20 protein-coding genes are annotated in these 26,556 nt (G+C 69.5%); 14 read left to right on the top strand and 6 right to left on the bottom strand.

Translation table 11 applies throughout. From position 1 onward, the window contains the following. Positions 1–65: 65 nt before the first annotated feature. Positions 66–1,484 carry an FAD-binding oxidoreductase gene (locus AB0O67_RS09280; protein WP_365447846.1) on the top strand — a complete coding sequence of 473 codons (1,419 nt, stop codon included), beginning with the start codon at positions 66–68 and terminating at the stop codon, positions 1,482–1,484. 133 nt (positions 1,485–1,617) lie between these two features. Here AB0O67_RS09280 and AB0O67_RS09275 read toward each other — a convergent pair whose 3' ends face one another. From AB0O67_RS09275 to AB0O67_RS09260, 4 genes are all read right to left on the bottom strand, one after another. Further along, positions 1,618–2,913, bottom strand: a complete 1,296-nt coding sequence (locus AB0O67_RS09275; protein ID WP_365447844.1) for an MFS transporter — start codon at positions 2,911–2,913, stop codon at positions 1,618–1,620. Positions 2,914–3,054: 141 nt separating this feature from the next. Continuing rightward, complete coding sequence (locus AB0O67_RS09270) at positions 3,055–4,431, bottom strand: NADP-dependent succinic semialdehyde dehydrogenase (RefSeq protein ID WP_365447842.1); 1,377 nt, start codon at positions 4,429–4,431, stop codon at positions 3,055–3,057. Positions 4,432–4,539: 108 nt separating this feature from the next. Beyond that, positions 4,540–5,244: a GntR family transcriptional regulator gene (locus tag AB0O67_RS09265; RefSeq protein ID WP_365447840.1), complete on the bottom strand. Its 705-nt coding sequence runs from the start codon at positions 5,242–5,244 to the stop codon at positions 4,540–4,542. A 6-nt stretch (positions 5,245–5,250) separates the two neighbouring features. Next, positions 5,251–5,754 carry a VOC family protein gene (locus tag AB0O67_RS09260; protein WP_365447838.1) on the bottom strand — a complete coding sequence of 168 codons (504 nt, stop codon included), beginning with the start codon at positions 5,752–5,754 and terminating at the stop codon, positions 5,251–5,253. 131 nt (positions 5,755–5,885) lie between these two features. Between AB0O67_RS09260 and AB0O67_RS09255 the strand changes: the two genes are divergently transcribed. The 5 genes from AB0O67_RS09255 (at position 5,886) to AB0O67_RS09235 (ending at position 13,191) form a co-directional block, all read left to right on the top strand. Beyond that, positions 5,886–8,075, top strand: coding sequence for a thiamine pyrophosphate-dependent enzyme (locus tag AB0O67_RS09255; protein ID WP_365447836.1), 2,190 nt, complete (start codon positions 5,886–5,888; stop codon positions 8,073–8,075). After that, positions 8,068–9,360: a dihydrolipoamide acetyltransferase family protein gene (locus AB0O67_RS09250; RefSeq protein WP_365447834.1), complete on the top strand. Its 1,293-nt coding sequence runs from the start codon at positions 8,068–8,070 to the stop codon at positions 9,358–9,360. Before AB0O67_RS09255 ends, AB0O67_RS09250 begins: the two co-directional genes overlap by 8 nt. Before the next feature lie 134 nt (positions 9,361–9,494). Next, on the top strand, positions 9,495–10,286 hold the full coding sequence (locus tag AB0O67_RS09245) for an FAD synthetase family protein (RefSeq protein ID WP_365447832.1): 792 nt from the start codon (positions 9,495–9,497) through the stop codon (positions 10,284–10,286). 106 nt (positions 10,287–10,392) lie between these two features. After that, positions 10,393–11,808, top strand: coding sequence for a Xaa-Pro peptidase family protein (locus AB0O67_RS09240; protein WP_365447830.1), 1,416 nt, complete (start codon positions 10,393–10,395; stop codon positions 11,806–11,808). A 141-nt stretch (positions 11,809–11,949) separates the two neighbouring features. Further along, positions 11,950–13,191 carry an acyl-CoA dehydrogenase family protein gene (locus AB0O67_RS09235; RefSeq protein WP_365447828.1) on the top strand — a complete coding sequence of 414 codons (1,242 nt, stop codon included), beginning with the start codon at positions 11,950–11,952 and terminating at the stop codon, positions 13,189–13,191. A 113-nt stretch (positions 13,192–13,304) separates the two neighbouring features. Here AB0O67_RS09235 and AB0O67_RS09230 read toward each other — a convergent pair whose 3' ends face one another. Then, the gene (locus tag AB0O67_RS09230; RefSeq protein WP_365447826.1) at positions 13,305–14,285 is read right to left on the bottom strand and encodes a LuxR C-terminal-related transcriptional regulator; all 981 of its coding nucleotides are present in this window, start codon (positions 14,283–14,285) and stop codon (positions 13,305–13,307) included. A 273-nt stretch (positions 14,286–14,558) separates the two neighbouring features. On the opposite strand from AB0O67_RS09230, the gene AB0O67_RS09225 reads away from it, so the two are divergent. Beyond that, on the top strand, positions 14,559–15,770 hold the full coding sequence (locus AB0O67_RS09225) for a serine hydrolase domain-containing protein (RefSeq protein ID WP_365447824.1): 1,212 nt from the start codon (positions 14,559–14,561) through the stop codon (positions 15,768–15,770). A 98-nt stretch (positions 15,771–15,868) separates the two neighbouring features. Here AB0O67_RS09225 and AB0O67_RS09220 read toward each other — a convergent pair whose 3' ends face one another. Continuing rightward, complete coding sequence (locus tag AB0O67_RS09220; RefSeq protein WP_365447822.1) at positions 15,869–19,636, bottom strand: S8 family serine peptidase; 3,768 nt, start codon at positions 19,634–19,636, stop codon at positions 15,869–15,871. A gap of 467 nt (positions 19,637–20,103) precedes the next feature. Between AB0O67_RS09220 and AB0O67_RS09215 the strand changes: the two genes are divergently transcribed. From AB0O67_RS09215 to AB0O67_RS09185, 7 genes are all read left to right on the top strand, one after another. Continuing rightward, positions 20,104–21,219, top strand: coding sequence for an ATP-binding protein (locus AB0O67_RS09215; protein WP_365447820.1), 1,116 nt, complete (start codon positions 20,104–20,106; stop codon positions 21,217–21,219). A gap of 20 nt (positions 21,220–21,239) precedes the next feature. Continuing rightward, positions 21,240–22,067, top strand: a complete 828-nt coding sequence (locus tag AB0O67_RS09210) for a roadblock/LC7 domain-containing protein (protein ID WP_365447866.1) — start codon at positions 21,240–21,242, stop codon at positions 22,065–22,067. Next, on the top strand, positions 22,060–22,443 hold the full coding sequence (locus AB0O67_RS09205; protein WP_365447818.1) for a DUF742 domain-containing protein: 384 nt from the start codon (positions 22,060–22,062) through the stop codon (positions 22,441–22,443). Before AB0O67_RS09210 ends, AB0O67_RS09205 begins: the two co-directional genes overlap by 8 nt. Before the next feature lie 3 nt (positions 22,444–22,446). Beyond that, on the top strand, positions 22,447–23,007 hold the full coding sequence (locus AB0O67_RS09200; protein ID WP_365447816.1) for an ATP/GTP-binding protein: 561 nt from the start codon (positions 22,447–22,449) through the stop codon (positions 23,005–23,007). A gap of 9 nt (positions 23,008–23,016) precedes the next feature. After that, positions 23,017–24,390 (top strand): cytochrome P450, encoded by a 1,374-nt coding sequence (locus tag AB0O67_RS09195; protein WP_365447814.1) that lies wholly within the window; start codon positions 23,017–23,019, stop codon positions 24,388–24,390. A gap of 93 nt (positions 24,391–24,483) precedes the next feature. Next, positions 24,484–25,731, top strand: a complete 1,248-nt coding sequence (locus tag AB0O67_RS09190; protein WP_365447812.1) for a cytochrome P450 — start codon at positions 24,484–24,486, stop codon at positions 25,729–25,731. Next, a complete protein-coding gene (locus AB0O67_RS09185; protein ID WP_365447810.1) occupies positions 25,728–26,516 on the top strand; it encodes an enoyl-CoA hydratase/isomerase family protein in 789 nt (262 codons plus the stop codon). The genes AB0O67_RS09190 and AB0O67_RS09185 overlap by 4 nt, the downstream gene beginning before the upstream one ends. Positions 26,517–26,556: the final 40 nt, after the last annotated feature.

Below are 26,556 nucleotides of genomic sequence, written 5' to 3'. Positions count from 1 at the left end.
CAAAAGCGGCGACCGTCGGCCATGACTACCCGTCAGCTGTTACATCCCCCGAACAGGAGCCCCCCATGAGCGTGTCGACAGAGCACCGTACCCACTCCGACTTCCCGAAGTCGTTCCGCGGCGCGGTGCTGCGACCCGGCGACGACCGGTACGACGCGGCACGTGAGCTGTATCAAGGCCGTGCCGCCGACGAGGGGCCCGCGCTCATCGCGCGGTGCGCCGACGAGGAGGACGTCGCCGCCGTCCTGCGCTACGCCTCCGCACGGGACGTCCCGGTGGCCGTGCGCGGCGGTGGCCACGGCTCGGACGGCTACGCGATGCCCGGTGGGGCACTGGTCATCGACCTCTCGGCGATGCGAGCGGTCACCGTCGACCCGGACACCCGGGTGGTACGGGCCCAACCGGGCGTCAGACTCGGTGAGATGGACGCCGCAGCACAGCAGCACGGCCTCGCCGTACCCGCCGGGACGGTCAGCTCCACCGGCGTCGCCGGGCTCACCCTGGGCGGCGGCATCGGCTACCTGATGCGCCGCTACGGCGCCACCGTCGACAATCTGCTGGCCTGCGACATGGTCACTGTGGACGGCCGCAAGGTGCGCGCCGACCTGACCGAGAACCCGGAGCTGTTCTGGGCACTGCGCGGGGGAGGCGGCAACTTCGGCGTGGTCACCTCGTTCGAGTACCGCGCGCACCCGGTCGGCCCCGAGGTCGTCGCCGGACAGCTGATCTTCCCGTACGACCAGGCCGCCGGCGTCCTCGGCAAGCTCTCGGCACACCTGGCCGCAGCCCCGCGGGAGCTGGGCCTGCTGGTCGCGATCGCTCCTGCTCCGCCCCTGCCGATGTTGCCCAAGGAGGTGCACGGGAAGCCTGCGCTGATTCTCGTCGTGGTCCACACCGGGGAGACCGCCGCCGCCCATGAGGTCGTCGAGCCGCTTGCCGCGCTCGGCCGGCCGCTGGCCAACCTTGTCACGAAGACCACGTGGCTCCAGGCGAACAGCATGCTCGACGCCGTCGCCCCCTACGGCATGCGCATGAACCTCCGGGGTGGGTACCTGTCGACCCTGTCCGGCGACGCCGTCGACGTACTGCTGGAACATGTCGCCACCGTGCAGGCGAACCCCGGCGACATCTACTCGATCAACCTCTCCTTCATGGGTGGCGCGATCTCCGAGGACGTCGACGAGGACGCCATGGCCTTCTCCCGGGCCGGAGCCGCCTGGCTGTGGGAGGCCATCTGCAAATGGGACGCACCCGAGTCCGACGCGCGGTACGACGAGTGGGCGACCGCCCTCACCGAGGCGATGCGGCCGCACTCACTGACGAACGGCTACGCCAACCTCACCGACGACCTGGGCGAGGAGTGGCGGCGCGGCTTGCACGGCAGCGCGGCCAAGCATCAGCGCCTGCGCTCGGTCAAGGCCGCCTGGGACCCGCACAACCTGCTCCGCTTCAACAAGAACATAGCCCCTGAGGTCACCGACTGACCGCAACCCGATGGAGCGTCACACGAGCGACTCGCCGTGTGACGCTCCCCAGCGTTCACAGCCGATCCCGTCCATGCCCCCCGTGACCCAAGCCGCGGCCCGGTCGGCCTGTTCCTTCGTCCCGGTCCCGGACCTACGCGAGCTGCCGGCCCCGGGTTTCCGGGAGCGCCAGCACGCCGACGATCACCAGGATGTATCCCAGGGCCCCGATACCCATGGCCGCCTTCAGTCCGAAGACCGAGGAGAGCGCGCCGACGAGCGCGGGGAAGAACGCGGCGACTCCCCGGCCGAAGTTGTGGGCGACGCCCACGCCGACGCCGCGCACCCGACTGGGAAACAACTCGCTGAAGAACACGCCCGAACCGGCCAGCAGTCCGCACGCCGCCATCCCCAGCGGCACGCCCAGCACCAGCAGCAGGCTGTTGGCCCCCTCGGGGATCCAGGTGTAGGCGATCACGCACACCACACCGGCGACCGCGAAGAGGACGTACGTCTTCCGGCGGCCGATCCAGTCGTGCAGGAACCCACCACTGGCGTAGCCGAGGAAGCAGCCGACGATGATGACCGACAGGTAGCCGCTGGTGCCGACGATCGTCAGACCGCGTTCCTTGTGCAGGTAGGACGGCAGCCAGGTGAAGATGGCGAAGTACCCGCCCTGCGCCCCGATCCCGACCAGCAGGGTCAGCAGCGTGGTGCGCCGCAGGTCACGGCGGAACAGGGCGAGGAGTCCGCTCCACATCGACGCGGCGCTCTCCTCCTTGGCCCGGCGGCGGTTCTCCTTCGAGGCGTCCGAGTCCGTGACGTTGCGCCGGATGAAGAGCAGCGCGAAAGCGGGGAGGATGCCGAGGACGAACAGGTAGCGCCAGGCGTCGGGGCCTGCGTGGCTGAAGATGACGGAGTAGGCGACGACGGCCAGGGCCCAGCCGACTGCGTAGGAGCTGGCGACGAATCCCATGATCCGGCCGCGGTGCCGGGCGGGGGCGATCTCGGCGATCAGGACCGCGCCGGCCGCGTACTCGCCGCCGAACCCGAGGCCTTGGAGCCCCTTGAACAGCAGCATCTGACCGTAGTTCTGGGACAGGCCGGACAGCGCGGTGAAGACCGCGAAGGTCGCGATGGTGATCATCAGGACCCGCACCCGCCCCACCCGGTCCGCGAGCAGACCCGCCAGCGCCCCGCCCACCGCCGAGGCCAGCACGGTGACGGTCACGATCATGCCCGACTCGGTGGAGGTCAGCGCGAAGGCCGCGGCGATGGACCCGAGGGCCAGCGGCAGGGTCATGAAGTCGAAGGCGTCCAGGCCCCATCCGGCGGACCCGGCCCAGAACGCGGGCCGGTGCTTGCGCGGGATGGAGCGGTACCACCGGGGGAAGGTTGCTTCCGGTGACGCCACAGCCGATGGCACGGCCGAGGGAGGTGCTTCGGTCACAGGGATCTCCTGAGGTCGTTCGACGCATGAGGATCTCGAACGCAAGGGATCTCCAACGAGCCGATCCCCTGAGGGTCGGGGTGCGGTCGGACGGCGCCCCAACGCGTCGCGACCGCTCCCCCACGAGACGGATCGTTGCCGTCAGCTCTTCCAGACCGTCTTGAGGTTGCAGAACTCCCGGATGCCTTCCGCCGCGAGTTCGCGGCCGACGCCGGAGTCCTTGACGCCGCCGAAGGGCAGTTCGGGGTAGGAGATGCTCATGCCGTTGACGAACACGGCACCCGCTTCGAGGCGGGTGATCATAAGCCGCTCCTCGTCGGGGTCGGTGGTCCACACCGACGAGCTGAGGCCGAAGGTCGTGTCGTTGGCGAGTGCGACGGCCTGCTCGATGTCGTCGACCCGGTACACCACGGCCAGCGGCCCGAAGGCCTCCTCGCGGTACACCCGCATCGAGGTCGTGACCTCCTCCAGCACCGCCGGCTCGAAGAACCACCCCTCGGTACCGACCGCCGACCCGCCGCACCGCAGTACGGCTCCCTTGGCGACGGCGTCGTCGACCAGGTCGACGAGCTCGCGCCGACCGGACTCCGTGGCGATCGGACCGATATCGGTCTCGTCGTCGAACGGGTCGCCGACGGTCAGCGCCTTCGTGCCCGCGACGAAGGCCTCGACGAACTCCTCGTACACCTCGGTATGGACGATGAACCGCTTGGCAGCGATGCAGGACTGGCCGTTGTTGACCGTGCGAGCGGCCACAGCGGTACGGGCCGCCGCGCCGACATCGGCGGACGGCAACACGATGAAGGGGTCGGATCCACCCAGCTCCAGCACGAACTTCTTCACCTCGGAGCCCGCGACAGCCGCCACCGACCGGCCGGCGGGCTCGGAGCCCGTCAGCGTCACGGCGGCGACGCGCCGGTCGCGGAGAACCTCCTCGACGTCGGCCGCCCCGATGAGCAGGGACTGGAACGACCCGGCGGGGAAGCCCGCTCGTTCGAAGAGCGTGTCGAGGTACATCGCGGTCTGCGGCACGTTCGACGCGTGCTTCAGCAGGCCGACGTTGCCGGCCATCAGGGCGGGCGCGGCGAAGCGGATCACCTGCCACATCGGGTAGTTCCACGGCATCACGGCCAGAACGACGCCGAGAGGCTGGTATGAGGTGTAGGCGAGCGAGGCCTTGACGGTGCTCGGGTCGGCGAGCGGCTGATCGGCGAGCAGGCTTTCGGCGTTCTCCGCGTAGAACCGCATCGCCTGCGCGCACTTGAGGACCTCTGCGCGGGCCTGCGCGATCGGCTTTCCCATCTCGGTCGTGAGCCTGCGTGCCGTATGGGCCGCCTCGGCCTCGACCAGGTCGGCGGTCGCCCGCATCCACCGCGCGCGCGTGCCGAAGTCGGTGTCCCGGACCGTCACTGCCGCGGCCTCCGCCCGCGTCAGTCGCTCGTCGAGCTGTTCCTTGGTGAGGGCGGCGAACTCTTCGACGAGCTCACCGGTTGCTGGGTTGACGGTGGCGATGGGCACGGAGCTCTCCTAGTGACGTGGACACCAAGCAGGGGGGATTGGATCCATCGTAGGCACCGGATCGATCGCACACTAGTACTCTTGCACGACAAGAGCCTCGGCTAGCGCCTAGTTGGATCCATTTTGCGGCCTGTCGCCGTCGACGAAGAGCTCCGGGTGCGCGGTGAGTTCGACCCTGGTGCGACGGATGTGCCCCGCGAGATACCGCTCGCAGTCCTCCGGGTCGCGCCGTCGCACGGCGTCGAGGAGCAGCCGGTGTTCGGCGTTGACGATCGCCGCCCGATCGGGGTCGGCGAGAACCATGAACGCGCGACGGTAGTGCTGGGTGGAGTTCCAGAGCCGCTCGGTCATGGCGAGCAGATGGCCACTGGGGCAACCCGAATAGCTGGTCATGTGGAAGTCACGGTCCAGGACCAGGAACCGATTGATGTCGCTCTGGTTCTCGATCTCGTCCTGGATGCGCTCCAGGCGGGCCAGGTGGTCGTCGGTGAGGTGGGAAAGACTCTCGGTCAGAGTCAGCGGCTCCAGCCGCTCACGCATCCGGTAGTAGGTGTTCACGTCCTCGACGCTCAGCACCGGAACCCGCGCCCCCCGATTGGGGAACGACTCGGTGAGGCCCTCCGACTCCAGGATCCGCAGCGCCTCGCGCACGGGAATCCGGCTGGTGCCGAGGCGAGCCGCGAGTTCGTCCTGACGCAACCACGTGCCCGGCGTCAGATCGCCGGCGAGGATCTCGTCGCGGAGGATGCCGGCGATGTGCTGACTCCTGACACTGTCCGCCCCGCGCGGATCACGAGCGTGCGCAGGACTCAAGAGCAGTCACCTCTGAAACTCCGACGGGTCGCGGTCGTAGGCCTTGCCGTCAGGATAGGACACCAGCTCAAACTGCATTCCCCATGGTGAGAGGAAGTAGACCCACCGCTGGCCCCGGGACGGTCCGGCGCTGACGGTCGGCTCCCCCAGCACGGGTACACCCCTCGCCCGCAGGAACGACACGGCGTCGTCCAGGTCCTCGACGTACAGGGCGACATGGTGGCCGCCGACGTCGCTGTTGCGCGGAACGACCGCGCGCTGCGGGTCCGCCTCGTACGCGAAGACCTCGAACACCGCCTGCTCCCCGCACCGGTAGAAGCGCAGTTGACGCAGCACGGTCCGCGCGTCCACGTTCAGGTGCTCGGACATCCAGTCCTCCGCCGAGCTGAAGGGGCCGAGCGAGTACAGGTACTCGCAGCCCAGGACGTCCACGAGCCAGTCGTGCGCCTGCTCGAGGTCCGGCACCGTAAATCCGATGTGGTCGAGGCGCCTGAGGCCGGGGAGAGTCATGATCTACCTCCTTTGGATCCAAAGTGAATCCATAGTGGCGCCATCAGTGCCAGAAGTCGAGCGATACCTTGTTATTGGATCCAATCCTGTGGCAGTGTCGGGGCACTTCGATCGACTGAAGGGGGCTCCCGATGCCCGTGGAACACACACTCGAAGCAAAAGCCGCGTGGTCGGAGTTCGTCGCCACCCGAGACGACTGGGACGCCGCGCCTCCGGACCTGTTGACGGGCATGTTCAGCCAACTGGTGCTGATCCGGACCTTCGAGGAGTACGTCCTCGAACTCGCCGCCGACGGGCTGATTCACGGGCCCGCGCATTCCAGCATCGGTCAGGAGGGCGGCGCGGTCGGCGCGTGCCTCTCCCTGACCTCGCACGACACCGTGAACGGGTCGCACCGTGGCCACCACCAGTTCCTGGCCAAGGTGCTCGCCCACCTGCATCCGAAGGGCATCGACCCGACGAAGCCGTTCCCCGACGACGTCCGGGCCGCTCTCCTGCGCACGCTGCGCGAGATCTGCGGGCTGGACCAGGGCTTCAGTCACGGCCGCGGCGGCAGCATGCACCTTCAGTGGCACGAGGCCGGCGCCATCGGGACCAACGCGATCGTCGGCGGCGGGGTGCCGCTCGCGGCCGGATCCGCGTGGGCGCACAAGAAGGCCGGCACCGACGCGGTGACCTTCACGTTCTTCGGCGACGGCGCCATCAACATCGGATCCACTCTGGAGAGTCTCAATCTCGCGGCGGCGTGGTCGCTGCCCGTGTGCTTCTTCGTCGAGAACAACCTGTACGCCGTCTCCACCCACGTGTCCGAAGTCACCGCCGAGCCCCGGCTGTCCGGCCGCGGGCCGGGCTTCGGCATCCGGAGCTGGAAGGTCGACGGCATGGATCCGCTGGCCGTGCACCTCGTGACGCAGAAGGCCCTGGAGCACATGCGCGGCGGGGACGGTCCGACGATGATCGAGGCGGACGTGTACCGCTACTTCCACCAGAACGGTCCCTTCCCGGGCTCGGCGTTCCGGTATCGCACCAAGGAGGAGGAAGCGCAGTGGCGCGCCCGCGATCCGATCGACACCGTGGTGCGGCACCTGGTGCGGCGCAGGATCCTCACCAAGAAGGCCGTCGCGGAGACGATCGAACGAGCCAAAGGCCTGATGGTCCAACTCGGCGACGTCCTCCTCGAACCGCGGCCGGGCGGCAAGGCGGGTGAGCGGCGCATCGTGCCCGCGGAGTGGCCGGATCCGGCATTCGTCGACGAAGGCATCCGTGGTGACCTGTCGGAGCTGGCCGGGATCGACTTCACCGACACCGAGGACTTCGCCGACGACCTGACCGACGTCAAGTTCGTCGGGGCCGTCGCCGGCGTTCTGGGCCGCCGCCTCGAAACCGATCCTCGCGTCGTGGTGATGGGTGAGGACGTGCACAAGCTCAACGGCGGCACCAACGGCGCCACTCGCGGGCTGAGTGAGGCGTATCCCGACCGCGTGATCGGGACTCCCATCTCGGAGAACGCGTTTGCCGGCCTCGGCGGCGGAATGGCGCTGGACGGCCGGTTCCGCCCGGTCGTCGAGTTCATGTACGCCGACTTCATGTGGGTCGCGGCAGACCAGTTGTTCAACCAGATCGGCAAGGCCCGCCACATGTTCGGCGGCACGGGCACGGTGCCGTTCGTCCTGCGCAGCAAGATCGCCATGGGTACCGGCTACGGATCACAACACTCGATGGACCCGGCCGGCATCTTCGCGACGGCGCCCGGCTGGCGCATCGTCGCCCCGTCCACGCCGTTCGACTACGTCGGCCTGATGAACACGGCCTTGGCCTGTGACGACCCGGTCGTGGTGCTGGAACACGTCGACCTGTACAACTCGACAGGCCCCGGCCTGCCCGACGGCTACGACCACCACCTGCCCGTCGGCAAGGCCGCCGTCCGCCGCGAGGGCGCGGCCCTGACGGTGCTGAGCTACCTCGCCATGACTCCGGCCGTGCTGGCCGCCGTGGCGGAGACCGGAGTCGACGCCGAGGTCATTGATCTGCGCTGGCTGGACCGCGCCAGCCTGGACTGGGACACGATCGCCCGGTCGGTCAGAAAGACCAACCAGGTGCTCATCGCCGAGCAGGGCGCCGTCGGCACCTCGTACGGCGGCTGGCTCGCGGACGAGATCCAGCGCCGGCTCTTCGACTGGCTCGACGCCCCGATCGAGCGGGTGACGGGCGGCGAGGCGTCGCCGAGCATCAGCAAGGTCCTGGAGCGCGCCGCGTTCGCCTCCACGGAGGAAGTCGTCGCCAAGCTGCGCGAGTTCTCGCGGGGGCAGAACAATGGCTGAGCTGCTGCGGATGCCCGAGGTGGCGGCCAACACCACCGAGGCCGTGCTGGTTTCCTGGAACGTCGGCGTGAACACCCCGTATGCGGTGGGCGATCCGATCGTCACCGTGGAGACCGAGAAGGCCGTCGTGGAGGTGGAGGCCGAGAGTGACGGTGTGCTCCTGCGCCTGTTGGCGGACGCGGGCTCGACCGTGGCGGTGGGCGAACCGATCGCCGCCTGGGGGAAGCCGGGCGAGTCGTCGTCCGAGGTGGACGCCCTGGTGGATGCGCTGGGCACCGGACAGGCGCCGGTGACGGCGTCCACCACCCCGGCGCAGACGCAGGCGCAGGATGCACCGGCGACGCGGGCAGGCGCGGTTGTCGCTCCGGCGCTCACCGACGCGGCACCGGACGGGGGCGGCGAGCGCCTCTTCGCCAGCCCGCTGGCGCGACGTCTCGCGCGTGCATCCGGCGTCGACCTGAACGCGGTGGTGGGGACCGGCCCGCGCGGCCGAATACGGCGGGCTGACATCGAGGCGGTCCTCGCCGGGCCGGGCCGGCCCGAGGAAACGTCGTCGGCAGACGCCCCGGTGGAGATCCACAGCACCCGGTCTCCCGTGACGGCTCCACGCTTCGTGGACGTGCCCAACTCACGGATGCGGGGGGCCATCGCCCGCCGGCTCACGGAAAGCAAGCAGAACACGCCGCATTTCTACCTTCGCGCCGGCGCACGCGTCGACGCGTTGCTCGCACTGCGGCAGCAGATCAACGCCGGCCAAGGCGTGCGCGTGTCGATCAACGACCTGCTCGTCAAGGCGATCGCGTCCGCCCACGTGAGCGTTCCCGCGATGAACGTGCAGTGGAACGACACCTCTGTCCGGCACTTCTCGGACGTCGACATCGCCGTGGCCGTCGCCACCGACGGCGGACTGCTCACTCCGGTGGTCCGGGGCGTGGACTCCCTGTCGATGAGCGGCGTCGCCGCGGCGACGAGGGACCTGATCGACCGCGCGAAGGAACGCCGGCTCCGGCAGGACGAACTGGAGGGCGGCACGATCTCGATCACCAACCTCGGCATGTACGGCACCGAGGACTTCGCGGCGATCATCAATCCGCCCCAGGCCGCGATCCTGGCCGTCGGCGCGGTGCGCCAGGAGGCGGTCGTCGAGGAGGGTGCGGTCACCGTCGCGTCCGTCCTGCGTCTGACGCTCGCCGTCGACCACCGGTCGGTGGACGGGGCCACCGCGGCCCAGTGGATGAAGGCGTACGTGGACGTGCTGGAACACCCGCTCCGCATCCTGCTGTGAGTGCGGGCCGACGAGAGGGCGGTGCGCCTCGGTCGGGTGGTGCCCGCGCCGGGGCGGCTCTTTCCCCCTGGCTAACGGTACGAGGCTCATACTGGCCTGCACCGATCCTGCTCCGAGGGTGAAGGAGGTGAGTGATGGAGGTCCTCAGCCTTGAGGTGCCCCACGAGAGGCGGAGCGCGGGTGGTGGCAGCCGCACCGGTGGCGCCCCTTCGTCGGCCAAGGTGGCGATCGGGACGTTCGACGGCGTTCACCTCGGCCACCGTCAGGTACTCGACGGGTGCGACACGGTACTCACCTTCGACCCTCACCCGAGGCAGGTACTCGACCCGTGCCACGCGCCGAGCCTCCTGGGCGATCGCCGCCAGAAACTCCGCAAGCTCGGTTCCCTGGGGATCCGGCGGGTGGCGATCGTCCCGTTCGACCGGCGCTGGTCCCGGGTGTCGGCCGAGGAGTTCGTCGAGGGTGTCGTCGTCGAACAGCTCGGTGCGCGAGCCGTCAGTGTCGGCCAGGGCTTTCGGTTCGGCGCACGGGGCGCCGGGACGACAGGTACGTTCGATCGGTATCCCGAGCTGAGCACCCGGGTCGTCCCGCTGGTCACGAAGGGCTCGGCCGGTGAGCCGATCTCGTCGACCCGCATCCGTCGGCTGATCTCCGAGGGCGATGTGGAGTCGGCCGGTGAGCTGCTGGGATCCGCACTCGCCCTTCCGGCGGTCGTCGGCGACAGGGGCCGTCTCCTGATCTCCTCCAGATTCGCGCGCCCCGCACCCGGGTCCTACATCGGCTACGTGGACGGTCGGCCGTGCCGGCTCCGGGTGTGCCAGGACCGTTCGGTCACGGGCGCCGGCACAGCGCGGACCGGCAGTCCCGTCCAGGTGACGTTCGTGAAGCAGGTCTCATGGGCCGAGTCACGCCCCGCAGAGCTGTGACACCCCCATGTTCAGTGACACGCAAACACTCGCCGCGTCCCGCCAAGCGCGGGCGGCGTGCGAGCTGCTCCACCACCCGCAGCATTCCCCCTGGCAAGGAGTTGTGATGGCGCTTCCGACATTCGGGCCGAACGCGGTCGACTGGGAGACCCGCGTCGACATGAACAGGCTCCGCGAGGAGCGACTGGCCCGCCTCCGCAAGTCGTTGGAGCAGTCCGAGGTCGGCGCCGTCCTGGCCTTCGACTTCTCCAACATCCGTTACATGACCTCGACCCACATCGGCACCTGGGGAATCGACAAGCTGATCCGGTTCTCCCTGCTGGTCAGGGGCGGTGAGCCGATCGTCTGGGACTTCGGTTCGGCCGCCCGGCACCACCAGCTGTACAACCCCTGGCTGGACTACTCGAAAGCCCACTCGGACGGCGATCCGCACGGCGCCCACCATGGAGCCGATGCCCGCAACCCGAGCGGCGCCCGCGCCGGCATCTCGACCTTGCGCGGTGCCATCAACCCCCTGGTCGGGATGGCCGACTCCGTCGCCCGGAAGATCAAACGGGAGCTGGAGCTCTACGGGCTCCAGGACGAGCCGCTCGGCGTCGACGTCATCGAGCTCCCGGTCCTGATGGCCCTTCAGAACGCGGGCATCACCGTGGTCGACGGCCAGCAGGTGTTCCTGGAGGCCCGACGCGTCAAGACACGTGACGAGATCCACCTGCTCACCCATGCCTGCTCGATGGTCGACGCCGCCTACGAGAACCTCTACGAGTTCCTCCGGCCGGGAGTGCGCGAGAACGAGTGCGTGGGTGTGGTCGCCAAGACCCTCTACGACCTCGGCTCGGAGTTCGTCGAAGGTGTCAACGCCATCTCCGGTGAGCGGTGCGCACCGCACCCCCACGTCTTCTCCGACCGCATCGTGCGGCCCGGAGACCCCGCGTTCTTCGACATCCTGCACAGCTACAACGGCTATCGCACCTGCTACTACCGCACGTTCGCCGTCGGCAGTGCTTCCTCGGCCCAGCGCGATGCCTACACGCGGTGCCGTGAGTACATGGACGAGGCGATCAGCCTCGTCCGCCCCGGAGCCACGACGGCCGACATCGTCTCGGTCTGGCCCACGGCGCAGGAGTTCGGCTTCGCCGACGAGGAAGCGGCCTTCGCGCTTCAGTACGGCCACGGCGTCGGGCTGTCGATATGGGAGAAGCCGGTGTTCTCCAGGCTGGTCTCCCTGGAGCACCCGGAGGTGATCGAGGAGGGCATGGTGTTCGCGCTGGAGACGTACTGGCCGTCGAAGGACGGCTGGGGCGCGGCCCGGATAGAGGAGGAACTGGTGGTCACCGCGGACGGGTGCGAGGTGATCACGAAGTTCCCCGCGGAGGAGCTGCTCGTCGCCGGCCGGCGCTACTTCACCGTCTCGGGACCGTTGCCGGCCGAGCGCGACTCGCAGTCGCATCTGAACACGGCTGCCGGGAGCCGTTCCAGCGGCCCGGAGAAACCCGCCGATCTCCCGGTGTCCGGCGCATAGACCCTGCTCCGAGCCACGGTGCCTCAGCCGGGCCCGATTGGTCCAGGGCCCGTTGAGGCCAGCGGGAAAGGCCTTTCACACGCCTGAAACGGATCCAGACTGGTCTGGACACGTTCCTTGAAATGATGTGCAGGAGCCCTCGTGATTGCCGTACCGGAACCGGATCTCACCCCCCGCGAACTGATCGAGAGGGCCGTGACGATGCGGTCCGAGCTGCTCGACCGGCAGTCGGAGACGGAGCGGCTGACCGTCTATCCGACGGAGACCCACGAGGACTTCCTGAAGGCCGGTTTTTACCGGACTCTGCAGCCTCGCAGGTACGGCGGCCACGAGTTCGACGTGCCGACCTTCTACCGCGTCGTCACCGAGATCACACGCGGCTGTCCTTCCACCGGCTGGGCCTTCTCGCTCTCCGCCGCCCATGTTCTGCAGGTCTCCTCCTTCTTCGGGGAGCAAACCCAGGACGAACTCTTCGGCGGCGACGGTGACTTCCGGGCCGCCAGCACCGTGGCCCCCGTCGGTCTGGCCCAGCCCGACGGGGACGATCACGTCATCATCGACGGCACCTGGCCCTACTCCTCCGGTTCGCCGTACTCCACCCACTACCTCGCCCAAACGCTCCGCGCCCCGCAGAACCCGGGCGACCGGCCGGGACCGTTCGTGCTGTTCGTCGCGCCGCGCTCCTCCTGGACGCTGCTCGACGACTGGTACGGCTCCCTCGGGCTGCGCGGCAGCGGCTCCAACAGCCTCCGCTTCGACCAGGCCCGCATCCCCACCCACCACACCCTGGAGGGGAGCCTGATCGACCTGCCCGTCGAGGGCGGCACCGTCGGCTCGAAGCTGCACGGCCAGGCGATGTACGCCGGGCGCCCGGGCAGTTTCTTCCAGGGCGAGATGGCCGCCCTGATGATCGGAACCGCGTACGCGGCCGCCGACGAGTACGCCCGGATCATCTCCGAACGGCGGCTCATCCAGGACCCCGGTCGTACCCGCGCCGACCTCCATGACTACCAGCGCCACCTGGGCGAGGCGCTGACCGCGATCCGAACGGCTGACGCCGCGATGCGCGCCACCGCCGACGAGTGGATGGACGCCTGTGCCGACAACGTGTCGGGACGAGCCCCCTTCACCGCCGCGGTGGACGATCGGCTCGCGCTCGTCCACCTCACCGCCGCGCGCATGGCGTGGGAGGCGCTGCAGGGCATCCTGTTCCGTACGGCGGGCTCCCGGCCCGGGCGCAACGGCGAGCGCATGCAGCGCTACTTCCGCGACGCCGCCACGATGAGGACGCACGTCTGCTCCTCCATGTTCGAACCTCTCGCCCGTCGTGTCGGCCGCGCACGGCTCGGTCTGCCGTCCGACGACATCCCCCTTGTTTCCTGACCCGTCGATCTCGTCACCGTCGGCGGCTCCGGCAGATGACGCCGGTCCCGGACCCAGGCCCTTCGGGGCCGGGGCCGGCGTCACCGCCCCGAAGCTCGCTGTCGCGAGGGCCCTCACACCCAGCCGCGCTTGGCCGCCCGCACTCCGGCCTCGAACCGGCTTCGGGCCCCGAGGCGCTCCATGAGCGATGTCGCAATGCGGCGGGCTGTGCGGTGGGAGACACCGAGCCGCTTCGCGATCGCCTCGTCGGTACCACCGGCCGCGAGCAGCTTCACAACGGTGGACTCGCTGTCTGTCAGGCCATGCGCGTCGTGCCGCGAAACGCCGCCCCACGGCCGGGCACCGTCCCAGACCGTCTCGAAGAGCGCGCCCAGCATGGCGAGGGTGCCCTCCCCGGACAGGACCACTCCCCCGGCCGCTGTGTCATCGCTCTTCACCGGGATGACCGCCCGCGTGCGGTCGAACATCACCATGTGCGTGGGCAGGGTCGCCACCGTACGTACCTGAACTCCCTGCCCGGCCAGCCATGTCAGGTACTCCCTCGTGCGTGGGCAGTTGCGGGCGCTGTGCAGATGGACCGTACGGCACCTGACGCCCCGGTCGACGAGGTGTTCGTCGAGCCGTCTCGCCGCCTCGATCGCCCCGACCGACTGCCGGCCCTTCACGAACGTCATGACGTCGCTCCGCGCGCCGCATGCCAAGGAGGCGAGCCGGTCACGGACCTCGTCGATCCCCACCAGCCGTTCGAGACCTGCCGGTGTGGTCGTGGAGCGCGTATCCGCGAACTCCGCCATGAGCTGTGCGGCGGCGGCGCGGGAAGCCTCGACACGCTGTTGCTGCGCCGCCAGCTCCGCCTGCTGACGCCTCAGCAACAGCTCCAGGCCGACTTCGGGAACGACTGCTCTGACCCGTCCGGGCTCCTCATAGGAAGGCCGTACCAGGGCCAGCTCGCGCAACCGGTCAAGACTCCGGCGGACCGCTTCCTCCGGCCACCCTAGTCGATCACCCAGCGCGGACGCGCTCGAAGGGGGATCCATCAGCAGGATCCGGTACAGAGCCTCGGCCTCCGCGTCCAACCCGAGCATCGCCAGCATGAGGCCCCCCCTCTCACAGTGTGGTTCGACAGTGTTGAACGGTGTGTGACGCCTCCGTACCGCGCCGGGCCGCTTGCTGTGCCCGAGTTGGGCCGGCGCCCGCGCGCCAGCACCCAGCTGGTGGATCACCTCACCTCGTGGTGGCCCCCCGCCCGCAACACCTTGTCACAGTATTACGATGCGTCCAGCGTCGCCCCCGAGCCGGCAGTGACGGTCGTCGGTGACCTCCCCGGCCCGGGCGGCGCCGACCTGACCTCGTAGAGAAAGACTCGGATGCGCATCAAGTACGTGAGCGTCGTGCTCGCAGGTTCCACCGCCTTGGCCGCACTGGCCACCTCCCCGGCCGGCGCAGCCACCTCCACCCTTCCCAGCCCTTCCGTCACCTCGGTCCTGAAGGTGCAGAAGCAGGCCATGTCGGCGGGGGCGCCCGGCGCCCTCACCCGCATCGACTCGGGCAACTCCAGCTACCGCATCTCGTCGGGGCAGGCGGACACCGCCGCCCGCACGGCGATGGACGCCGACCGCCGGTTCCGGGTCGGCAGCGTCAGCAAGACCTTCACCACGGTGGTGCTCATGCAACTGGTCGCCGAGGGGCGTGTCGACCTCGACGCCTCGGCGAACAGCTACCTCCCGAAGGCACTGCCGGACGACCGCATCACCGTGCGGCACCTGCTCAGTCACCGCAGTGGGCTGTGGGACTACACCAACGACATGTTCTACTACACCGTTCCGGGCTTCGAGTCCGTGCGGAACAAGGTGTTCACCTACCAGGAGCTGATCGACCTGTCGACGGCCCACCAGGTGAACAACGAGCCGGGAGCCGCCTACAGCTACTCCAACACCAACTTCGTGGTGCTGGGCCAGCTCGTCGAGCACGTCACCGGCGTGCCGATGGCCACCCACTACCAGGAGCGCATCTTCGGGCCGCTGCGGCTGAAGAACACCTCCTACGTGCACCCGAAGACCACCCTCTCCGGTTCCTACGCACGCGGATACCTGCGCCAGGACGACACCACGCTGCCGCTGGTCGACTCCACCGAGCAGACCGTGTCATGGGGGCAGTCGGCCGGCGCGGTCATCTCCAACTCGGCCGACCTCAACCGCTTCTTCTCCTCCCTCGTCTCCGGCAAGCTCCTGCCCCAGGCGCAGTTGCAGGAGATGATGAGCATGGTCCCGGTCAACGCGGACGGCACCCAGTCGTACGGTCTCGGACTGCGTGGCCGCAAGCTCTCCTGCGGCGTCACGGTGTACGGCCACACGGGCACCGTCCAGGGCTACTACACGTACGCCTTCACCACCGCGGACGGCAAGCGCAGCATGACGTCCATGGCGAACACCTCCAACAACGGAACGGTGAACACCATCCTCGGCGGCACGCTGGAGGCCGCGTTCTGCGGCACCGCCGTCGCCAAGGCCGACAAGTTCGCGGCCCCCGGTGACGAAGGGTTCACCGAGGACATCGCACCTGGGGTGGTCCGCCACTGAGGGATGCGTGACCGCCTTCCGGTCACCGTACGACGCGCACATGTGTGACGGGCCCGGGACGGCAACGCGTCCCGGGCCCGTCTGACACGGACGGTGGGTCACCTCAGGCCGAAGGCCCTCGTGACGGTCTGCTGCACGGCGTTGCCTCGGTCGTCGGCGGCCGTGGCGCGGACGGTGACGTAGGAGGCCTTCCTCGGCGCGTCGAGGGTGGTACGCCAGCCGTCACCGGAGCGGGTCACGTCGGCCTTGCTCCAGGTCCTGCCGTCGTCGTACGAGAGCTCCACCGCGACCTTGCCGATCGCCGACGTGGGCGGCAGCACCTGGTCCGGGTCGGACGACGTCGGGTGCGTCGCGGTGACGGTCAGGCTCGCGTCGCGCCGCGCCTTGCCGTCGCCGTCCGTGGCGACCGCGTGGTCGAGCTGGATCAGCGGCAGGGCCAGACCCTCGTACTGGGCTCCGGCGACGGAGGTGAAGTCCCATTCCGTCCTGGTCCTGGTGCTGTAGGGGTTGGCCCAGTCGCCACGGGCGGTCTCCAGCACGTACCGGTAGGCCTGCCGTTCCGGCTTGAGCCCGGTGGCGATCACGAAGGACCCGGACATGGTGGCGAGAAGTTTGTCGCCCTGGTACAGCGATGCCTCCGCCTGTGCGTCCGGAGTGACGGGGTATCCCTGACGGCCGGCGCCGCCGTCGCCCCACGCGGGGACGTCCACGGCCACCCAGTCGTCCTGCCGGAAGGCGAAGGCACCGGGGAAGGCGTCGCTGAGCCGCGGTCGGCTGACGGGTGCGAACCACTGGTCCTTCGTGGCGGTACCACCCTTGTACCCGCGCGGCGGGGCCAGGATCCTGACCTCTCCGATCACGGTGGCGGCCTGCGCCCAACGGACGCCGGAGCCGGTGGATACCCAGTCGGTGCGAACTCCCCTCGCCGGGCGCGGGAGTTCGGTGCCCAAGCGGGCGGTGGTGTCGTCGGGCCAGACGTCGTAGCGGTACTCGCGCGCGTCGGCCTGCCGGTAGTTCTGGAACGCGACGTCGATCCGGGCCAGGTCCTTGCCCCCGGGCCGGTAGACCGTGTTCGCCGGCACCGCTCCGTCCCAGACGTTCGCCAGGTCGTAGAGATAGTCGGTGGTGGGGTTGGAGAAGACCTTCAGCGGGGTGCCGCCGCGGGCGGAGGCGAGGCGGATCAGACGGTCACCCTGGTCCTTGCCGACCGTGACGACGGTCAGCGGCGGGGTGACCTCGGTACGCGGGTCCAGCCGTCCGTCGCCGTCGTTGGCGACGATGAGCAACTCGGCCCCGGCGGCCGCCGCCGCGGCCGCCTGCTCGCTCGCGGGCACCGCGTCGTTGCGGACCACGACGGCGGCCTTGCCGCGGACCCGCAGTCCCTTGTAGTCGGCTGCCGCGCCTGCTCCCGCGTAGACCGCGTCGAGACGGCTCGTGCCCTTGCGCAGCGGGGTGGTGCCGCGACGTACGAGGATGTCGTCGACGGACTCCCGTACGGAGGCGAGCTTCAGCGGGGGCTGCTCGTTGCGCCAGCGGGTCCTGACGGTGAAGTCGCCCTCGGTGACCTTGGCACCGGTGGGCAGGGTCCAGAAGCTGTCGTAGGTGGACGAGGGGTAGAAGGACAGACTGTGCGTGCCCGAGGCGTCGAGCGTGCGCACGTAGTCCACCCGCATGTCGGTGGTGACGGACTCCTTCGGGGTGAGGGCGGTGACCTGACGGGTCCTGGAGGCGTCGAACGTGAGCGTCGCGTCCCCGTCGAGCCGGAACTCCGGGTCGGCGACCATGGCGAGGCCGCGCGAGTGAGCACCGTGGGCGCCCTCCACCGGGATCGCCGCGACGACCGACCAGGGCCCGGAGTACAGGGTCAGGGTGGTGGAACCGGCAACCGCTCCGCCCAGCGTGATCCCGGGTCGTTTGCCCTGCTGGAGCATGACGTAGTACTCGCCGGTGACGGGCTTTCCTGAGCGGTCCTCGGCCTTGATCGTGAGGTCGTGCAGCTCGTACATGGTCACGTAGCCGAAGGCCGTGCCGAGCTTGACCGAGCCGCCTTCGGAGGCCTCGACGCGGGCGTCGTAGAGCATGCCCTCCTCGGCCCGTTCCGGGTGCGCGGAGACGGTGACCGTGGCTGTGCCGTGCGCGGGCACCGTCACCTTCGGAGCCGACAGCGTGAACAGGCCGGCGGGGGCGTCGGCGGCCTCGACCGAGAGGTCGAAGGTGACCGCGGTGTCGCCGTCGTTGGTGTACGTCACCTCGCGGTCCACGCGTGCGCCCGGCGTCGGCGGCCACTCCTGAAGGGCGTCGACCACTCCGGTGGCGCGCACCGTGGCCCTGGCGGCCGCCGCGGCGTCCACGCGGCCGTTGCCCGCGTCGAACGCCGAGTGGTCGGGCGTGGCCTTGGAGGTGCTGATCAGAGCGTCCTTGATCTGCTGCCCCGTCCAGTCCGGGTGCGCTGCCGCGACCAGGGCGGCGGCACCCGCGACGTGCGGGGTCGCCATGGACGTACCGCTCATGGTGGTGTAGGCGCCCTCACCCGGCGCGTGCTGCGACCGGGCGGCCAGCACGTCGACGCCGGGGCCCGTGATCTCGGGCTTGAGCGCGCCGTCGCCGGCGCGGGGACCGCGGCTGGAGAACGACGCGAGCCGGTCGGCCGAGTCGACGGCGCCGACGGCCAGCGCCGCGTCCGCGACGGCGGGTGAACCGACCGAGCCACGCGGGCCGCTGTTGCCCGCGGCGATCGTGAACAGTGTGCCGGTCTCGGCGCTGAGGGTGTTGACCGCTTCGCTCAGGGGGTCGGTGCCGTCCGTCGCTTCGCCGCCCAGGCTCATGCTGACGATCTCGGCGTGCTGGTCCCGGGCGGCCCACTCCATGCCGGCCACGATCCAGGAGGCCTGGCCCGATCCGCTGTCGTCGAGGACCTTGCCGACGTGCAGCCGGGCGCCGGGGGCGACGCCCTTCTCCTTGCCTCCGGACGCGGCGCCGGTGCCGGCGATGGTCGACGCGACGTGGGTGCCGTGCCCGTGGTGGTCGACGGCCGAGTCGTCGTCGGGGATGAAGCTGGTGGCGGCGGCGACCTGACCCTCCAGGTCCGGGTGGTCTGCGTCGACGCCGGTGTCCAGCACCGCGACGTTCACACCCTGACCGGTGCTTCCGCTCTTCCATGCCTCGGGCGCGCCGATCTGCGCGACCGATTCGGCCAGATCGGCCTTCACCTTGCCGTCCAGCCAGATGCGCTGGATACCGCCGGCGAGCAGCGGCGCGGCGGCGCGCCCGGCGGTCACGGCACCGTCGAGCGTGCTGCTGCGCAGGAGGGCGGAGTTGTTCACGTCCTCGGTGAGCGAGGCCCAGAACTTGCCGGCCTCGTCGTGCTTCTCCGCGACCGCGGCACCCTGCACGCTGGTCAGCGTCCGGACGCGCTCGGCGCCTTCGGGCAGCGGCGCGGCGCCGCGCGCGTGGGCCGCGTCGGCGTAGCGGACGATCAGCGGCACGTGGTCGCTGTGCGCGTCGTCGTATCCGTCGGCGAGCAGCCGCGTGATGTTGAAGAGGTCCTCGTCGAGGATCCCCGCCGAGACGTACGGCAGCACTTCCTGCGGGTACACGAAGGTCTCGCCGTCGTGCGTGACGGTGTACGCCGCCACCGGGCGGCCCAGGGAGTCCTCCAGTGACGTGACCGCGGTCCTGCCGGCGCCCGTCACGGTCACCTTGTCGCCGTTGATCAACGTGATGGTCCGGGGAACGCCCGCGTCCTTGTGGGCCGCCACGCCCGCCGGGAGCACGGATCCCGCCGCAGGGGCACCGGTCGGAGCGGCAAAGGCGGTGACGGCGCCGAGTGAAGGCAGCAGCGCCAGGGCGACACCGAGCGCCAGCACCCTTCGGCCGTGTAGGGGTGAGCCAGGCAAAGAAGCTCCTCGATGAGGGGAACATGAACAAGCGGATCGGCGAATGCCGAAGAGGAATGATTCGCCCCCCGAGTGGTCGCGTCGAGGTCATCGGCCTGTCGTCTTGGCGTCATGTCGCAGAGGCGACATTCACGCACCTCACCACAACCACCCCTGCGAACACCCTTGTTGATCCTGTGGAGACGCCATACACGAGGACGGCGCGCCGAGTTGACGGTGATAGCATTCCGCCGTCTGCGACCTTGATCCACTTTGTTCGAGTGCCGGACCTGAGGTGCTCTTCGCACCAGCAGCAACGCGGTCCTCGTGTGACGGGTTGCGGGCCTTTGCGAGGTCCGTCGACGCCTGCATGCCATGCGCCGAGAAAGGTTTCCATGACTCAAGACGTGCTTCTTTGGTGCCTGGTTGCGATAGCGGTGACAGCCATTGCCGCAGTCGTGGCTCTCGTACTTCGCAACAAAGCCCTGGGGGTGAGGAAGAGGGAGTCCGAAACCTCCCTGGGGCAGCGGCTGAACTACACCGAGGCCGAACTCACCCGCGTGCAGCACGAACTGGCGAAGGTCCGGAGCGAGCAGGACGGTGTGATCCGGGAGGCCGAGCAGGCCGCGGAGGAGAGCACCAAGGCGGTCCTCAAGGGCGCCGCCCGCTTCCTGCAGAGCCTCGCGGTCGAGCAGACCGTGCTGCTGGACGAGATCCAGCGCAAGTACGGCGGGCACACCGTCCTCTCCGACCTGATGGAGGTCACCCACGCCAACGCGCAGATGGCCCGTAAGGCTCAGGGCATCGCGGTCATGTGCGGTGCGCCGCTCGGCCGGCGCAACCAGCCCGCCAGCGTCTACGACGTCGTCCGCAGCGCCCAGAGCCAGATCCGGAACTTCCACCGGGTCGAGATCATGCAGCCGAGCGGCATCGCTCTGAAGTCGTCCGCCGTCGCTCCGGTCGCCCTGGCCGTCGCCGAACTGCTTGACAACGCTGCCAGCTTCTCGCAGGCGGACGCGCCGATCGAGGTGACGTTCCAGCGCGTGCAGAAGAACCTCTGCATCGTCATCGACGACGCCGGCGTCAGCATGAGCGACGAGGACCGGCAGAAGGCGACCGCACTGCTGGCCGGCGACGCCGTTCCCCGGCTGTCCCAACTGGGCACCCAGCCGAAGTTCGGCTTCCCCGTCATAGGTCTGATTGCTCGTCAGTACGGCTTCAAGGTCGACGTCACCGGAGTCTCCCGGTACGGCGGCGTCCGGGCCGTCGTCCTGCTGCCCGAGGAGTTGTGGACCATGGAGGAGACCACCCCGCCGGCCACCGAGGCGCAGGTGAGCAGCATCCGACGCGGCGAGAGCCGTGAGCAGTCCGCGCGTACGATGCACGGCCTGCCGAAGCGTGGAGCGCGTAAGTCGCCCATCGCCAGTGTTCCCGACGGGAACACCTCCGGCGGTGAGCAGACGCCCAGGAGGGCTTCGCGCCCTTCCGGCGGCGGGTTGGGGGCATTTCAGCGCGGCACGCTGTCGGGCCGTGACCTCGAAGCCCCGACGCCTGAAGGGTCCGAAGACGCATGACAACTACAGACATGTCGTGGATGGTCCAGGACATCGTGGACAACGTACCCCGGGCGCGGCACGCCGTGGTGCTGTCCGCGGACGGACTTCCACGCGGGTCGACGGACGGCCTGAGCCAGAAGGACGTGCGGACCATCTCCGCGGCCATGGCCGGGATGCAGTCGCTCAGCCGGGCGACCGCCCACTTCGCCGGACCCTCGCAGGACCGGCAGTGGAATCAGACGATCGTCGAGTTCTCGCACGGCTGGGTGTTCCTGATCGGGGCCGGCCAGGGGGCCTACCTGGCCGCCGCCGCCGAGCCCGATGTCGACATGCAGCAGATCTCCTTCCGCATGAACCGCCTGGTCGCCCGGCTCGGCAACAACCTCACCTCCCCACCGCGGGTGAGTGCCGCGGACGCGGCCAGAGCCGCGGGGGGTGGCGCCGCGCGGCAGGAGGAGGCGAGCGGTTCGGGATTCGTCCTGGCCGAACTTGACAAGGTGATCGCCTCCGTGCCCGGCGCCCGTCACGCCCTGCTCCTCGGCGCGGACGGTCTGCCCCGCGGCGCGAGCACGGGGATCGGCAGGGACCTGGCGGACACGATCTCCGCGGCCATGACGGGGATCCACGCCTACAGCCGTGCCACGGCACCGTTCGCGGGCGGCCTGCGGGACGACGAGTGGCGGCAGACGGTCATCGAGTTCCGGCACGGCTGGATCTTCCTGATCGCGGCCGGCGCCGGCGCGTTCCTGGCGGCCGCAGCCGAACACGACTGTGACATCGAGGAGTTCACCACGCGTCTCAGCGACGTGATACCTGCACTCGTGGCGCGGCAGGTGTCGCAGGGAGGGAGGGCCGGCGATGCATGACGAACCGGACGGCGAGCTGGAGCTGACGTCGGCGTTAGTGCCTCTGTTCGTCATCGCGAAGGGACGATCCCTGCCCGCGGAGCACGAGTACGAGCACACCACGCTGGTCACCGCCCAGGAAGGGGCCTCGGCCGCCGCTCGCACCCTGTCCCCGGAAGCCCGCACGGTCATGGACCTGATCGCCGACGGCTTCCTGTCCGTGGCCGAGGTGTCCGGCTACACCCGGCTGCCCCTGGGCATCGTGCGCATCCTGCTGGCGCAGATGGCGGAGGACGGCCTGATCCTCGTGAGGAATCCGGCGCCACGAGCCGAACGTGTCGACCGCGAACTGCTCACCGCCGTACTCGACGGCCTGAAGACACGATTCGGAGCGTAAGCCGTGTATCTGGATCCAGCCGTCTCCCGTTCCGTGAAGATCCTCGTCATGGGCCACTTCGGGGTCGGGAAGACCACTTTCATCGGAAGCATCTCCGAGATCGAACCCCTCCAGACCGAGGAGGAGATCACCGAGGCCAGCGAGGGCCTCGACGACCTGTCGGGCACCCCGGACAAGACCACCACGACCGTGGCCATGGACTTCGGGCGTCTGACCCTCAGCGACACCCTCGTCCTCTATCTCTTCGGTACGCCGGGACAGGAACGCTTCAAGGAGATGTGGGAGGGCCTGTCCCGGGGCGCACTGGGCGCACTGGTGCTGGTGGACCCCGAGCGACTGCACGAGAGCTTCCCCATCCTGGACCTGGTCGAGCAGTTCGGCCTGGGCTACGCCATCGGCGTCAACCGCTTCGACGGAACCCCCGACTATCCGCTCGACGAGGTACGCGAGGCACTCAACCTCTCCGATGAGACCCCGATCATCCACTGCGACGTGCGGAGCCAGGACTCCGCGGCGCAGTCCCTGATCACCCTCGTGAAGCACCTCATGTCCATACTTGGCTAGGAGCCCGGCATGCACCAGCAGTCCGACCCGACCGGCATACCGGCCGGCTGCCCCGCGCACGGCAACACCCCGCTGTACGGACCCGAATTCGGCTCCGACCCCGAGCGCCAGTACGCCAAGCTGCGCTCGATGGGGCACAGCGCCCCCGTCGACATCGCGCCGGGTGTCCAGGTCGAGCTCGTGACGAGTTATGACGCGAGCCTTTACATCCTGCAGAACCCGGCCGTGTTCGTGCGGGACTCCCGCCGCTGGAACGCGCTGAACGAAGGGCGTGTCCCCGCCGACAGCCCGGCGCTGCCCATGATGGGTTACCGCCCCAACGCGCTGTTCAGTGACGGCGCGGCACACGCCCGGCTGCGGCAGGCGGTCACGGACAGCCTCGCCACGGTCGACCAGGTCCGCCTCGTCCGCCTGGTCCAGCAGTCTGCCGACTACCTGATCAGCCGGTTCAGCTCCGACCCCGTCGGTGAGGCCGAGCTGATGACCTCCTACGCCCAGCCGCTGCCACTTCTGGTCTTCGGCGACCTGTTCGGCTGCCCGCCCGAGCTCGGCGACCGTGTCATCACCGGAATCACCGGCATCTTCCAGGGCGCCCCGGGTGCCGACGAGGTGCTCGGCGGCGCGCTCGCCGAACTGATCGCCCTCAAGCGCCGCCAGCCGGGCGAGGACCTCACCACCCGCCTGATGGTGCACTCCGCCCGGCTGACCGACGAGGAGGTGCTGCACCAGCTCGTGACGCTGCTCTCCGGTGGAACCGCGCCCCTGGCCGCCGCGATCGGCACCAGCAGCGCCCTGTACCTCAGCGACGAGTGGCCGGCCGGTCTGCCGATCGAGGACGCGGTCGTGAAGACGCTGTGGAACTACGCGCCGATCGCCAACTACGCGGCGCACTACCCCACCCAGGACATCGAGCTCGGCAGCAGGACGCTGCGGGCCAACGACCCGGTGCTGATCTCGTTCGCGGCGGCCAACACCGACCCGAAGCTGACCGAGCACCGCGAGCAGCTGAGCGCCAAGGCCCACCTGGCCTTCGGCGCCGGCCCCCACGCCTGCCCGGCCAAGGACCCGGCGTTCATGATTGCGGCCACGGCGGTCGAGTCCCTGCTCAACCGGCTCCCCGACATCGAGGTGCGCGTCCCCTTCAAGGAACTCGCGTGGGTGCCTGCGCCGTGGAGCCGCTCCCTGATGGCCGTTCCCATCCGGTTCACGCCCCGCGCCGTCCCGTCGGCCGCCGTCTCCTCGACCACGGCCGCGCGGCCCGGCCAGCCGGCACAGCCGTCCACTGCCGCGCCTCAGACGGCCCCTCTTCGCTCGGCCCAGGAAGCGACGCAGCACAAAGGTGGGCTGTTCAGCCGCTTCCGGGCATGGGTGAGGGGCGAGTGATGTAGGTAACCATAAGAAGCCACAGTGTTATTGGATGCTTCAAACACCTCACGGGTACGTATGGCGGCTGATCCTCAGAAAGGAGCCGTCATCGTGGGGACTGCCACGGCTAGCTCGGCCGACCGTCGGGCCACCGTCTCCCTGTTCTCCCGCCTCCGTACGGCTGAAGGACAGGCCGATCCCTTCCCGATCTACGAAGAGCTCCAAGCGCGGGGTGGAGTCAGCCCCGCCCCCTGGGGCGGTTTCCTCGTCACCACTTTCGGCACGTGCGACCAGGTGCTGCGCAGCGGCGCCTGGCTCGAACCGGACACGAGCTGGAGGGAACAGCAGGGAGAGCGCACCCGCTGGAGCGCCTCCTCCTCCCGGGAGATCAGCCGCACCCTGCCCGCGCTCAACCCCCCGGAGCACACTCGTGTGCGCCGGTCGGCGGGCAATTTCGACCGCCACACCATCGAGCGCATCGGCCACCGGGTGAACCAGGTCGTCGACCGCCTCCTCGACAACGTGCGGGAGCGCCTGAACGAAGGGGAGGCGGACTTCGCCGCCCTGGTGTGCGAAGAGCTTCCCGTCGCCACCGTCGGCGACTGGCTCGCGCTGCCGAGCGCGGACTGGCCCCGGCTTCGCGAACTGACCCACGACCAGGTGTTCACCCAGGAACTTCTCCCCTCCGCCAGCCAGTTGGCCCGCTCCGACCTGGCCATGGCGGAGCTGCGCGCCTACTTCCTCGACCTGGTGCGCGAGCGGCGCGCCCATCCCGGCGAGGACCCCGTGTCCCGATGGATACGCACATGGGACGCCATGGAACCGGACCAGGACAAGGCCGATGAAGCGGTCTACTTCCTCGCCCTGTTCGTCCTGCTGGCGGCCCTGGAGACGACCTCGACCCTCCTGTCGACGATGACGCTCCTCCTCGTCGAACACCCCGATCACGGGCGCCTGCTCACCGAACAGCCCGACCTCGTGCCGGCGTTCGTGGAGGAGGCGCTGCGCTACGACCCTCCCACCCACGTGATCAGCCGGATCGCCGCCTCGGACTGCCTTCTGGAGGGCGTCGAGGTCCGCGCGGGCGAGATGGCCCACCTCATGGTGGGAGCCGCCCAACGCGACCCCGCCCGCTTCGCCCGTCCGGAACTGTTCGACCCCCACCGCAAGCCCGCCCATCTCGCCTTCAGCGCAGGCGTCCACTACTGCCTCGGAGCGCCGCTGGCCAGGCTGGAGGCCCAGACCCTGCTACGCCGGACCGTCACCCGCCTGCCCCGGCTCACCCTGGTCCGCCGGCCCGCCCGTGCCCCCCGGGTGGCGTTCAGGCGCCTGCTGAACTTGGATGTCGCCCTCGCATGAACACCTCGATCGCCTCCGCCCTCGCCGCACCCCTGTCCGCGCACGCGCACCTCGGCGTCACGCAGACCGGCCCCGTCCTCCACGTCCGGCTCAATCCCTCGCTCCAGGACGACACTCTCGGCGCCGCCGTCCTGGACGAACTCACCGATGTCCTCGACAGCCTCCATGAACGGCCGGACATACGCGTCCTGGTGCTCTCCTCCTTCGGCGAGGACTTCTGCCTGGGGGCCGACCGCCGGGAATTCCAGGAGGCGTTGGCCACGGACCCGACCGCGGGGGCACTGCGCCGCGTCGCGGACAAGGCCCACCGTCTGTGTCAGGCCCTGGAGAACACCCACGCCGTCACCATCGCCCGGCTCCACGGCAAGGTCATCGGCGCCGGCCTCGCACTCGCCGCGCACTGCGATCTCCGCGCCGGATCGGAGACCGCCCAGTTCCGCATGCCCGAGGTCGGTGTCGGACTCGCACCCGCCTGGGGCGGTGCCATGGGCCGCCTGATCTGGGAGGCCGGCGCCGCGCGGATCCGTGAACTCATGCTCACCTGCGACGCGTTCGACGCCGCCACCGCCCACCAGCTCGGGCTGCTCCACAAGGTGGCACCGGTCGAGCAGCTGGACGACGTCGTCACCGCCTGGACGAAACCCCTCTCCCGGCGCTCCCCCGAGGCACTCGTCCTGACCAAACGCATGCTCACGGCTTACGCGAAGGCCGCCCGCACAGGCGACCTCGCGCTGCTGGACTCCCACCTGCTGACCAGCCGGCTCACACCACAGCCAAGGCGGTGACGACAGGTCCCGGGCGCTGAGCCGGAATCGTCACTGCGGG

This window comes from Streptomyces sp. NPDC086077, from assembly GCF_040686175.1.
Lineage (GTDB): Bacteria > Actinomycetota > Actinomycetes > Streptomycetales > Streptomycetaceae > Streptomyces.
Note: the sequence above shows the minus strand (reverse complement) of the source record. Positions and strands in the feature narration are given on the sequence as shown.